The organism is Reichenbachiella versicolor (assembly GCF_003171675.1).
Classification (GTDB): domain Bacteria; phylum Bacteroidota; class Bacteroidia; order Cytophagales; family Cyclobacteriaceae; genus Reichenbachiella; species Reichenbachiella versicolor.
Genome location: NZ_QFZQ01000018.1, coordinates 16,177 through 28,303, shown reverse-complemented (window position 1 = coordinate 28,303; position 12,127 = coordinate 16,177). Strand labels below are relative to the sequence as shown.

Here is a 12,127-nt window from a genome sequence, read left to right as displayed (position 1 = left end):
TTAAATGATTTTACTCATCTAATTGACTTGATCCATTTAAGCGGTTTGTTGTCTTGTCTTCATTTCCTCAAAGAACTTCTTTGACGCCATCTGGTAACTCCTATCGTATTCTACTCAGTACTCTAGTAAGCCGTAATCCAAACTTGTCAATCGTTGCTAAAACCTTCCGTTTCAACATTTTGAGAAGCTTTTCTTCTCTCTTTTCCAACCCTCTCTGTGAAAGCGGATGCAAAGATAAGTAAGTTTTTCTCTAACTTCCAAACTAGTTAGTGAAGTTTTTTTCAGAAGTTTTTTAAACAACTCCCTAACTCCACAAGATCTTTTTGAGCCGCTTCTAACTGGCCTCTTTCTCCTGGTCTAACTAACCCTTCAGCATGTCAATTCCTCTCTTTCGAAAGCCCCTTTCTCTCAAACGGGACGCAAAGATAAACACCCTTTTCCCTAATCTCCAAACTCATCCCTAAAGTTTATTTCACCAAAACCCACAACCCAAATACATGTATCTACCTATCAATACCTTACAACTCAAAAAAATTATACACCCCTCCAAAACTTGATCTTTTACAAGTAAAAACATTCAATCTCTATCCCTACCAAACCCAAACAAATACAAATTCATAAATCCTAACACCATTACCAATAAACTATACCCAAACAAATACTGATGCCCGGTGATTAGAATACGAATAACATTACATACCAAATCAACGTGGAAAAAAAGAGACCTGATAATGCAATCAAAGTAGTCATGACTGTCCATGTTTGGAAAGTTTGCTTTTCTGTCAGACCTAAATATTCTTTAACCAGCCAAAAACCACTATCATTAACATGAGAAAATACCGAAGCCCCAGAGGCTATTGATATTACTAAAACAGCCTTCTGCATCTGAGAAATATCAGTACCTAATAAAATAGGTGCCATAATTCCGGCTCCAGTTACCATTGCTACTGTCGCAGAGCCTTGAAGTAGTCTGACAACAGCTGAAACAACAAAACCAATCAAAAATGGTGGAAACATGGCCAGGTTTATTGATTCGGCTATCATTACTCCTATTCCTGAATCAATTAAAGATTGCTTAAAAGCTCCACCTGCTCCAGTTAACAAAATAATACCTCCAGCTGGAACGAGTGATTTACTTGAAATAGTAAAAAGTTGATCTACAGAAATTCCCCTTCGAATTCCTAAAAAATACCATACAGATAGGTTTGCCAATAGTAAAGCGGAAAACGGATGGCCTATTATGTTAATTAAATAAGAAAATCTAGTAGCCAAATATTCTTGACCATCCTGTTCTTGCATGACAGTTCTTATAACAACAAGTGATATTGGTAATACAATCATTATCAACACTGCTATAGGGTTGGGTAATTGTGAAATTGACGAAACTCTTTTATAGTTTCGATCTATGCTGATATGTTTAGTAAAACGCTTTGCCAACGGCGGACCACAAATAAATGCAGTAGGTAACCCTACAAAGATTCCTATTAAAATAACCCAACCAAGTTCTACACCTAAGATATCTGCTACAGCGACGGGACCTGGTGTAGGAGGAATAAATGTGTGAGCAATCGCTAAACCTGCAAGTAAGGGCATGGCATATAACACTAATTGCTTTTTGGTCTGATCACGAAGCGCCATTGCCATTGGTAATAGAATGATAAACGCAACATCAAAAAAAACAGGGATAGCGATTAGAAAACCAGAGAGTAGCATTGCCCAAGGGGCATTTTTAAAACCTATTTTTTTTACCAACCATGATGCTAAACTTGAGACTCCTCCGGATGATTCAAGAATTCCACCAAAAATAGAACCTAACCCCACTATGGTAGCTACAAATCCAAGTGTGCCCCCCATCCCATTTGTTACACTTTCCAAAATTTCTTCAGGAGTCAAACCTGAGAGCACTCCAATCAAAATACTTGCAATAAGAAGTGAAATAAAAGGATGAATTTTGAACTTTAAAATGCTTACTACGAGCAATACAATAACCCCAATAGCAGAAAATATCAATTGAACATTCATAATCAAATTGTCCAATTGGTATGGTAAATCTCTTCTTCTGGACGATCAACTCGACTATATGTATGTGCTCCAAAAAAATCTCTTTGAGCTTGAATTAAATTGGCTGGAGACTGTGATTCTACCATTGCATTAAAATAATTGGCAGTGGCAGAAAAAACTGGCAGACTTATACCATACGAAATTCCATGACCTGTGAATTTAAGAAGGGAAGAAATGGAGGTTCTTATATTCTCACTTACTTGATCTAATTGAAGTAGATGATTTTCAGAGTTTAAGTTTTTAAAAGTGCTCACAAACTCTTCCATTAGATTTGATCGAATGATGCATCCTTTAGTCCAAATTCTAGCTACTTCCGAAAGATCTATCTCCCATCTAAACTGACTATTGGCTTGTCTTAACATTTCGAATCCTATGATGTGATTCAGTATTCTAGCTGCTTTGTATGCTTTAGCCAATTCATCTTCCTCAAATTCTGAATCACTTTTTTGAGAGTTAAATCTGTATATGGATTCTAATTTGACCCTCATATTCTTCATAGAGGATGTACTTCTAGCCATGACTGCTTCAGAAATACTACTAATCGGAACTCCAAGTTCTAATGCTGCTTGAACAGTCCATCCTCCGGTTCCTTTTTGCTTAGCTTTATCAAGTATTTTGTCCAGTAGAAGATCTTTACCTTCTTTGACCTTTAATATCTTTTCAGTTATTCCTAAAAGATAACTATTCAGCTCACTTTGATTCCATTGAGCAAATATTTTTGATATTCCGATAGGGTCTAAGTTATAGAGCTTTCTTAGAACTTGATACATTTCAGCGATGAGTTGCATTTCTGCATATTCAATCCCATTGTGAACCATCTTGACGAAGTGTCCTGCCCCCCCTGAACCTAGGTAAGCACAACATGGGTAATTACTTTTATCCTTGGAAGCAATTTTTTTTAAATATTCTGAAACAGCATTGTATGCTTCTTTTTTACCTCCAGCCATGATCGAAGGGCCATTCAATGCTCCCTCTTCTCCTCCACTAATTCCACATCCTAAAAATCGAAGTCCAATATCATTCAACTTCTGTTCTCTAGTTCTAGTTAATTGATATTGGGAATTCCCTAAGTCTACAACTATGTCATTCTCTTGTAGTAGGGGTATTAATTGATCAATAACCTGATCTAAAACATCCGCTTTTACTAGTATAAAAATTTTTCGAGGAAGGGATAAGGAGTAAACAAAGCTTTCAAGGTTGTCGAATCCATTGATGGATAGCTCTTTATTTTCATTGCAAAAATCTTTAGCAATATTTTCTTCCAAACCTTTTAACTCTCTATTGTAAACTGATAGGCTTGTACTTTTTGTTGCCAAGTTTAAGGCTAGGTTTTTACCCATCACACCAAGTCCTATTAAGCCTACTTTGTTCTTCTCTAAGCCTATTTGATTCATAACATCTTCCATAATTTTATTCTTACTCTTGGAAACATTTATTCGAATGGCATACTCAGGAACCTCAAGGTCATTAAATTGACTATGTAACAGTTCTGGTTTAAAGAAATGCCTGGTTCTCTGAGAAAGTCTATTGAGGATTGTACTGTAGTTTCCTTCTAGGAATATCCATTGAATTGCTATTTGACTATGCTTAATTAAAGCCTGTCTATATTTTTCTTTCAAAGCCGAACATGCTAATACAACACTCTGCCCTTTTTCTATTTGTCCTAGCAACTCAGCTAACCTCTCTAGCCAATCCTTTCTGTCCTTATCATTCAAAGGAATTCCGGCAGCCATCTTGTCAATATTCACTTGAGGGTGAAAGTCATCTGCATCAAAAAAATCACATCCTAACTGATTGGCTATCAATCTACCGATCGTAGTCTTTCCACTTCCACTTACTCCAAAAACTATATACACCAAATGATTATTCATTTCTGAACACAACTGAGATGCTGTTATTAGTTTTTGAACTATTCCCTACCCAGAACCGAAACTCTCCTTCTTCTACTGTCCAGTCTTTTAAAGCTGGATTATAAAACTTCAAATCTCCAGAGTTGATTGTGAATTTCATTTTCTTCTCTTCTCCTGCTTCTAGATTTATTTTTTGAAATCTTACCAGTTCTTTGACTGGGCGTGTAATAGATGCAAAGACATCTTGATAATACAGCTGCATGGTCTCTTTGACCTTCATATTACCTGAGTTCTTTACCTTGAAAGAAAAGACTATTTTGTCTGTGGTATTAAACTCTTTGTGTGAACATTCTAATTCTAAGATTTCAATTTCTGAATATGTCAATCCGAAACCGAAATCCCAAAGAGGCTCATATCCATCATCTAGATAATGAGATCGATTGCCTAAGGAGCTTTGCCATGCTCTTACGGGAATATCATTAATATGAACGTAGGTTTTATCGTCGGCTGGTCTTCCAGTATTTTTGTGGTTGTAATAGATTGGAATTTGTCCCACTGATTTTGGCCATGAGACTGGAAGTTTGCCTGATGGAGAAACTTTACCGGATACTACATCGAAAATTGCAGGTCCTGCCATAGTACCTGGATGCCAAGCCATTAATATAGCGTCTACATCTTCTATTATATTACTGACCGTGATCGGACGGCCTGCCATGATTATCAAGACAATGGGCTTTCCTACTCTGGCGAGTTGTTTGATCAATGTCTCTTGAGCACCTGGAAGACGAATATCTGCCCGACTGTGTGCTTCTCCTGATAATATTGCTTCCTCTCCTCCTATGAATACTATGACATCGGATTTTCTGGCAGCAGAAATGGCTTTCGAAAAGCCTTTTTTACTTTTACTTCGACTGTATTCCAATCCTTTGGCAAAAATCAATTTATCGCCTAATTTCTGTTCAAAAGATGACTTGGGAGTGACACTATATTCCTTTTCGCTATCGAAGACCCAAGTTCCTAACTGTTCATGTGGTGCATCTGCTAATGGTCCTATCAATGCTATTTTATGATCTGAATTATTTAGAGGTAATAGATTTTTGTTTTTCAATAATACTATGCTTTCTACGGCGGTGGCTTTAGCTGCTTGAAGGTGTGCTTCTGCGTAGTAGTTGTCTTGCTTTTCGAAATATGGATTTTCAAATAAGCCTGCTTGTATTTTTAGTCTGAGGATGTTTCTTACTAGAGCGTCCAATTCGGACTCTTGAATTATTTTTTCTTGAATTAATCTTTTCAATTGTAATTCATAGGCGTCACTCGTCATTTCTATATCCATTCCTGCTAATACTGATTTCAGTGCTACTTCTTTTTTATCTCGGGCATAGCCGTGATGAATCATTTCTGTAGCACTTTCCCAATCACTAACTACTACTCCATCGAATTGCCATTCGTTTCTTAAGATTTCTCTTAGGATTTTTTGATTACCTGTCATGGGTATACCATTAACTTCATTAAATCCAGCCATTACTGAGCCGACTCCTACGTCAATGGCTGATTGAAAAGGTCTTAGGTAGGTGTTGTACAATTGGTCTTCTGAAATCACTGCTGTATTGTAATCTCTTCCTCCTTCTGCTGCACCATACCCGACGAAATGTTTGGCACAGGCTATGACAGATTGAGGAGCACTTAAGTCTTTACCTTGAAAGCCTGAAACATATGCCTTGCCCATTTCTGAGGTGAGATAGGGGTCTTCTCCTGCAGACTCAGCGATTCGCCCCCAACGTGGGTCTCTTGAAATATCTAGCATGGGGGCGAATGTCCACTTGATCCCATCTCCTGCTGCTTCTGCTGCTGAGACCTCAGCTCCTCTTTTTACTAATTCAGGATTCCAAGTGGCTGCTTGTCCTAAAGGAATAGGGAATATTGTTTTGTAACCATGAATAACATCACGTGCAAAGATTAACGGAATACCATTTGGGCTTTCTTCAACGGCTATCCGTTGCAGTAATAATATGTCATCAGGGTTTTTGACGTTGAGCATTGATCCAATGAGCCCTTTTCTCACCTTTTCTTTTAACTCTTCTGAAACTCCCTTTCCTCTGGAAGAGGTACCTCGTTGACTTGTTTGACCTATCTTTTCTTCTAAGGTCATTTGACTCAGTAAATCGTTTATTTTAGCTTCTACTGGATCTTTTGGTTGTTTTTGTGATTGATTTTCGCAGGAGGCCAACATGACCAAAAGTGAGTAGATTAATAATGGCTTTGAAAGCTGTCTTGTTATTTGAAATATGTCTTTGAATAAAGCCATTGTCAATTGAGTTTGAATATTTGAATAGGGCTATTGTTGTTTGCTACGATTACAGCCTTTTCATTACCAATATTGATTGTCTCTATGTGCTTGGCGTCGGCATTGGCGAGAAAACCAGATTTGTGGAGACTTATTGGTTCTAAATATCCTTTTCGATTAAGTAGTATGGAACCGATGCCTGCATCGCTTCGTGGGGTTTCTACTTCGGAGGCATATAGATTTCCTATACTGATAATATCGTCTTGACCATCGCTATCTACATCCAATAATACCAAATCATTGATGGGTGAGGTTTGGGACTTCCATGGAAATTGTTTTTCTGAAATTTCATTCTCTTCTTGCATCCATATCATACTGGCAAAACTTTCAATTTTGAAATGGGTGGATTGATCTAATTTTTCTTCTCCAAAGATGTCTTCCATGGAGGCGGTTGAGAATGATTCATAATCTTTATAGACTACTTTGATTGCTGGAATTTGTTCTGAGGAACATTGTCTCCCTCTTACTGGGTATTCTTTTCCTTGATTGTGGTAACTAAGTACTATGTCGTTCTTATTATTTCCATCAAAATCTGAAGCGTAGACGTTGAATGAGGCTTCTTCGGATGCTTGATATTTATAGTTTAATCCCAGGTTACCTAGTAATAGGTCTTCGAGGCCATCTTCATTGAGGTCTGCTGAATGTACAGAAAACCACCAACCGGTAGAGTTGAAGTCAATTATCTTGTCTGACACATCTTGGAAGCTTTTATGATTGTAATCGAATATTTTTACTGTCATCCATTCTCCTACTATGACTAACTCTGAGTTGTTATCATGGTCTATATCTGTCCAAACTGCATCTGTGACCATTCCCAATTTTGAGAGTTTGTTTTGGGGTGATATATCTTCATATCTGAGTTTTCCTTGTTCTGATTTGTTTTCAAGTAGCTGGCTTGTTCCTGAGTATGGGTAGTTTCTAGGGTCTAATCTCCCTCCTATGAATAAATCGATGTCTCCATCTTGGTCAAAATCGAATGGTCTTACACAACTGCCGCTTACGTTATTTGGGGGAAGAATATTGGTTGAGGTTTTCCAGGTTCCACTTTCATTGATCAATAGTCGGTCTGCGTATGCTGGATTGTCTTTGGGAAATTCATTTCCTCCACTGACAATGTATATATCCAAATCTCCGTCTTGATCGGCGTCTAAGAAAACGGCGTCTATGTCTTCATAAATTGAATTTTCTTCGATTGTTTGTCCTGTAAATGTTTGGTTATCATTTTGAATATATAGTTGTCCTTTCTGTCCTGATGCTCCTCCTATATAAAAATCTTCTAAGTGGTCTCCATTGACGTCTCCTACTGCTAGTGCTGGTCCAAAATTGGACATCTTGTGTGGTAGTAGGACTTGATAATTGAAGTCATAGAATTGGTTTTCTGTATGTATGAAGGTTTCATTTAATACTTTATTGGTTACTTCGGTAAAGAAAGGTTCGGGCGAGATCAACTTTTCATTGATATCTATTGGATCAATTTCTAGTTCTATTAACTGATTCACCCGAACCTGATTATAAACTCCAACTACTTTTTCTTTTTGATATATTTTGACTGAGTCGATAATTTCAGTTTGGCCTAATCCAAAATGTATATAGGGTTCGACTGCGGATTGAAAACCTCTGGCTAATTGTAATTGGGATACTTGTTCTCCTTGATTTGTATAAATTTTGATTTTTGTGTCTATTCCTTGATTATTCTGGTCAATCCCTCTGATTTTGAATCTGATATAGTTGCTACTTTCTATTGATTCTGAGTTGTTTCGATAGATAGATGCTATTCCGTCAAGGTTATTGATGACAATATCTAAATCTCCGTCTCCATCTAGGTCTCCGTAACTTGCTCCGTTTGAAAATCCTGTGTAGGATAAGTTCCATTCGTCATTGATTCGCTGAAATTTTTGACCTTTTTGGTTTTTGAAAATGTAATTGTCTATTGGCTCGGATGGTATGCTGTCTGATAGTTTCAATAATTCTTGATCTGTGGCTTGGTCTACTTTCTTTTTGATTTTATTGAAATAGTCTCGGTTATTGATTTCTTTTCTTGTTCCATTGGTCACTAATAGGTCTTTCCAGCCGTCGTTGTCAAAATCGGCGAAGAGTGGTGCCCAACTCCAGTCGGTGGATGAGACTCCTTCTATCCAGGCGTAGTTGCTCATGACTGGTAATCCTTGGTGCAGGCCTTGGTTGACTTGAAGGGCGTTGTACATATATTGGTAATGAAAGCCTGCATTGACTGTACTCCAGAATAGGCTTGGGTTCATGCTGGCCATGTTGGCTTTTGTTCTTCGGTTATCTGCGGCTGACATATCGACCTGAAATAGGTCTACTAGTCCATCATTGTTGAAATCTGCTGCGTCTGTTCCCATTCCATAGAATGCTGTCTGCTTGGTGATGTTTTTGAGGTGATCGGTAAATGTTCCGTCACGGTTGTTGATATAAAAGTAATCTGGTGTGCTAAAGTCATTGGATACGTATATGTCTTGCCATCCGTCGTTGTTATAGTCTGCTATGGCTGCGCTGAGTGATAGTCCAAAGGATAGGAGTCCGCTTTCTGCTGTTACATCTTTGAATATCCCTTGTCCTTCATTTCTATAGAGGTGATCGCTTTTGGTGTGTGTTTTTTGTTTGATGTGGTATTGATAATCTGCATTGGAGGTGGTGAAACTGGTAATGGGATAATTGGTAACGAAGGCGTCTAGATCGCCGTCGTTGTCATAGTCAAAAAAGCAGGTTTGAACGGAGTTGCCAGAGTCGGCTAATCCATATTGGTTTGCTGATTCTTCAAATGTAAGGTTTCCTTTATTGATATAAAGTTCATTGGCTCGATCTGATCCGAGTCCTGAAACGTTTACATATATATCTATTAGTCCGTCTTGATTGATATCAACTGTTGATACTCCTGTGTACCATTTCTTGGGCTGGCCTGATACTCCTGCTTTTTGGGAGATGTTTTTGAATTGAAAATTGCCTTGGTTTTGATACATGGTATTGGGTGCCATGTTTCCTGTAAAGAAGATATCTTGGAGGCCGTCATTGTCGAAGTCGGCTATGGCTACTCCTCCTCCCATGTAGAGGTATGGGTACTTGAAATAGTTAAGAGAATCGGATTCTGTGATTTGATTGTTGAAGGTTATGTTTGAATGATCTGAACTAATGGGTGTAAATCTTAAGGTTTGGTTCTTTCTATTTTCTTGACAAGCGAATAGAAGGGTGAGTGAGAATAGGTGTAGGTAATAACTAACTCTGTAAGATTTGACCATTGAAGTAAGGGTTTTTAGTAAATCGGGAAATGTCTCAAAGAAGATTATTGAGGATTTCTAGGTGTCTTAAAAATAATAAAATCATGCTCCGGGGTTCTTCACTTGTGTATCAAATTTTCGAATGGGTTTGATGGTGTTATTGTTCTGGTGACGGTTCTTCTATTTTTGGTGGACATTCTTTCATTTCTGGTGGACGTTCTTCTGTTTTTGGTGGGCGTTCTTTCATTTTTGGATATGGTTTTATGATTTCTGATGGTCATTTTATCATTTTTGGTAGTGATTTTGTCATTTCTGGGGGGTCGTTGTTTATGTTTTGGTGACGTATGGATCGTTTTGGGTATAGTTATTACTGCTTGTCTGAGGCTATTTTGGGCTGGCTGAGAAGGTCACTAAGGCTCAAACTAAAAGGTTTCTCTACTTTCTTGCTTGACCAAGAAAGTAGCAAAGAAGTCAAGTCTGTAAATCAGAAAGCTAAATTTTGACTCCATTTCGCTAAAAATTTTAAACTCGTCGTCCCTCCTCAAACAGTAAAATTTTTGGCCGCTTCTTTCCATCAAAATTCTTAACGCATCTGATTTAAGGACCAAGCTTTTTAGTGCAAGCTTTTTTTGAGGTATCATCCAATACATTTTGCACTTTAATAGTATTTAAACATAGCGTTGTGAATAAGAGACTATTTACAACATCTTTTAACTGTTTTTCAGCAACTCATATTTAACCTCCTTTATGCATTAGAAATTCTATTCTACGTCTAAATGATATTTGACAAATGACGAGGTATAAGAGTAGATAGGCCTATAGGCCTATCTACTTGTATAATGATGAATAAAACTACAATCCTTTATTTCCACATTTCGGTCTGGTTTAGCACTCCATTTGATAGATCGATTGCTGTGACTGGAATGGGGAACAAGAGATTTTTTTCTTGAAATGTGCCCCATGAGCTTAAACGGTCTCCGAAAAGTCTGTCTTCATTTGTTTTCCAATCTTCAATGATGTTCACTGCGTCGCTATATCTTTTCAGATCATAGATTCTATGACCTTCCATTCCTAATTCGAGTCGTCTTTCGTGTCTAACTGCTTTTCTGGCGTAGTCTTGACCTTGTGCTGCGAAGGTTCCGTCTGCGTATGGTTCTATGACATAGGTGGCTGCGTCGTTTGTAGTTACTGTTCCATCTGCTAAGACTTCTTTGAGGTATGTCATGTTCTTTGCTCTGTTTCTTACCATATTGACATGACCTTCTGCTTCTGCTAGCATGTTTAGTTCTACTTCTGCTTCTGCCGCCATTAGTAGTAGGTCTGCATATCTCATGATGTTATAGTTCAGTCCTGAATGCTGTTGCCCCCATGCTCCTGCGCCTTTTGTAGAGCCTTCTTCTTCTTTTTTATAGGCTGTTTTTTTGTTCATATATGGTCCTCCATCTGCTTGTGCTCTTACCCAGTCTTTGCCTGGGTGTAATCCGTATCCATTAAAGTCTATTCCTCTTCTACCGATTGTGTAGTCTATTCTTGGATCCAAATTACCGGTATAGGGTGTGTATGCTGTGGGAACTGGATTGCCACTACCGTCTTCGATTACATTACCTTCTGTATCTGTTTGGTAGGATTCTAAGCCCATGTCATTGGTAATATCAGAATCATTGTAGGTGTCTAGGAGTGGTAATCCGCTTGCGTCTGTTTTGAAACTGTTTGCTAAATCTTGCGATGGTTGATAGAATCCACAGCATGATCCATAGGGTCCTCCTCCTGGGTGGGTAAGTGTGGATCCTTGATTGGCGTTGGCATCATTTGGTGGGCCGTCTATGGCAAATTGTATGGCTAAGATGCTTTCTGTTCCATTTTTACCTGCTCCTGTGAAGTTATCATTGAACTCAGTGGCTAGCATGAAGGGTCCGTTGTTAATGACGTCTGAGAAAATCTCTTGGGCTTCATTGTACTCTCCTTGCTGTAGGTGTACTTTGGCTAGAAATGCTTTAGCTGCCCATGCATTGGCTCTACCTGGTTCTCCATCGGGAGAGGATTCGGGTAGGTTATCTATTGCAAATTGAAAATCTGCTTCGATTTTATCCCATATGGCTCCTTCGTTTGGAAGGTTGGGGTCTGCTTGCTCTTCTTCTCCGATGTATGGTACGCTCCCCCAAAGTCGCTGTAGCTCAAAGTGGAAGTGCGCTCTCAAGAATCTCGCTTCTGCAATTTGGGTAGTGAGCTCGTCTGGGTTTTCTACTAATCCTGCGACATTTATCACGGAGTTGCATCTGTCTATGCCTCCATACAGGGCTTGCCATTTTGAAAACAGGTATGGGTTGTCTGATGTCCAAATGTAGGTTTGTAGTCTTTGGAGATCTCCTTGATCTGTATCTGTACTTCCTTTGTGGGCGTCGTCTGTCAACACGTCGAGCCACCAGCCGTCTCCTGAGGAGAGCCATGGGTCTCCTGTGATAAAACCGTCTAATAGGCCGTATGCTCCTACTAGTAATAGATTGACTCCGTCTTCATTTTGAAGCACCTCATCATTGAGACTACCTCTTGGTGAAACTGTAGTGAATTCATCACTACATCCTAAACAAAGACCTATTGCTATAATTACTGATAATAGTTTCTTTTTCATTTTCTTG

5 protein-coding genes are annotated in these 12,127 nt (G+C 38.6%); all 5 read right to left on the bottom strand.

The genetic code is table 11. The features are described 5' to 3' along the window. Positions 1 to 675: 675 nt before the first annotated feature. Positions 676 to 2,022, bottom strand: coding sequence for a GntP family permease (locus DKG80_RS20970; RefSeq protein WP_109833349.1), 1,347 nt, complete (start codon positions 2,020 to 2,022; stop codon positions 676 to 678). A gap of 2 nt (positions 2,023 to 2,024) precedes the next feature. Beyond that, positions 2,025 to 3,932, bottom strand: a complete 1,908-nt coding sequence (gene gndA, locus DKG80_RS20965) for an NADP-dependent phosphogluconate dehydrogenase (RefSeq protein ID WP_221409172.1) — start codon at positions 3,930 to 3,932, stop codon at positions 2,025 to 2,027. After that, positions 3,925 to 6,216, bottom strand: a complete 2,292-nt coding sequence (locus DKG80_RS20960; protein ID WP_221409171.1) for a glycoside hydrolase family 3 N-terminal domain-containing protein — start codon at positions 6,214 to 6,216, stop codon at positions 3,925 to 3,927. The genes gndA and DKG80_RS20960 overlap by 8 nt, the downstream gene beginning before the upstream one ends. 2 nt (positions 6,217 to 6,218) lie before the next feature. After that, positions 6,219 to 9,512, bottom strand: coding sequence for a VCBS repeat-containing protein (locus DKG80_RS20955; RefSeq protein WP_109833348.1), 3,294 nt, complete (start codon positions 9,510 to 9,512; stop codon positions 6,219 to 6,221). An 841-nt stretch (positions 9,513 to 10,353) separates the two neighbouring features. After that, on the bottom strand, positions 10,354 to 12,120 hold the full coding sequence (locus DKG80_RS20945; protein ID WP_109833346.1) for a RagB/SusD family nutrient uptake outer membrane protein: 1,767 nt from the start codon (positions 12,118 to 12,120) through the stop codon (positions 10,354 to 10,356). Positions 12,121 to 12,127: the final 7 nt, after the last annotated feature.

Coding starts and splice junctions, on each gene's coding strand:
- DKG80_RS20970 (WP_109833349.1), bottom strand. CDS start 2,022: ATGAATGTTCAATTGATATTTTCTGCTATTGGGGTTATTGTATTGCTC.
- DKG80_RS20960 (WP_221409171.1), bottom strand. CDS start 6,216: ATGGCTTTATTCAAAGACATATTTCAAATAACAAGACAGCTTTCAAAG.
- gndA (WP_221409172.1), bottom strand. CDS start 3,932: ATGAATAATCATTTGGTGTATATAGTTTTTGGAGTAAGTGGAAGTGGA.
- DKG80_RS20955 (WP_109833348.1), bottom strand. CDS start 9,512: ATGGTCAAATCTTACAGAGTTAGTTATTACCTACACCTATTCTCACTC.
- DKG80_RS20945 (WP_109833346.1), bottom strand. CDS start 12,120: ATGAAAAAGAAACTATTATCAGTAATTATAGCAATAGGTCTTTGTTTA.